Source organism: Serratia sp. HNCC26DJ244 (assembly GCF_057180565.1).
Genome location: NZ_JBXUGO010000087.1, coordinates 1 through 789, shown reverse-complemented (window position 1 = coordinate 789; position 789 = coordinate 1). Strand labels below are relative to the sequence as shown.

2 pseudogenes are annotated in these 789 nt (G+C 65.5%); both read left to right on the top strand.

What is annotated here, in order from left to right:
• Window positions 1–223, top strand: a pseudogene (locus AC2A06_RS18690) (type VI secretion system protein TssL, short form); the annotation flags it as partial.
• Window positions 220–789, top strand: a pseudogene (locus AC2A06_RS18685) (OmpA family protein); the annotation flags it as partial. The pseudogenes AC2A06_RS18690 and AC2A06_RS18685, both read left to right, overlap by 4 nt.

The window sequence follows — 789 nt, the reverse complement described above, 5'->3', positions numbered from 1 at the left end:
ACTGGTCAAGGCGCTGAGTGAGCAGGTCGCCCCCTTTAGCCATCCGCAGAACGCCCCGTTGCTGGCGTCGGCCCGCGGTGGGCGCAGTCGTCTGGGCCGTTGGCTTGCCTCCTGGCCTGCCTGGATGGGGTTCAGTGTGCTGGTGCTGGCGGCGCTGTGGTGGGGGCTGGACCACTGGCTGAGCCAGATATTGGCCACCCTGTTGCCGGGGGCGGTGAAATGAGTGCGTTACAACACCGTTTGCTGGCGCTGTGGGCGGCGTTGCTGGTCAGCGTGGTCTGCCTGGTTTTTCTGCCCCTGTCACGTATGGCTTCTCTGGGGCTGATGGTGTTGTGCTGGCTGTTGATTGCCCTGTGCTGGCGCCTGGCCAGCCACCGCCATGGGCGTGGCGTGGCGGTGAGCCTGGATGCGCTGCCCGAGGCCAGTTATCGCCAGCCGGTAGTGCTGGTATGCGGTGATTTGGCTCAGCCCTGGCCTGCCGCCTCGCCGGTTCTGGTGGTGTCGCAAGGCTGTTGGGTGCGGGTGGAGGCCGGTCAGGATGTGGCTCAGGTCGCCCGTCAGTTGCTGCAGTTACGGCCCGACTGGGGGCGCCAACTGGCAGTGATGGTCACGGTGTGTCCGCAACAACACCCGGAGAGCGAGACGCTGACCAGCGACTTGCTGATGTTGCGTTGGCAAATCAGCCAACTTCAACGGGACACCGGGCATCGCGTGCCGCTGGTACTCAATGGTCAGGCGGGGAGTGCCCTGCTGGGTGACGGGGTGTGGCAATCGGCCATGACGGGTGAG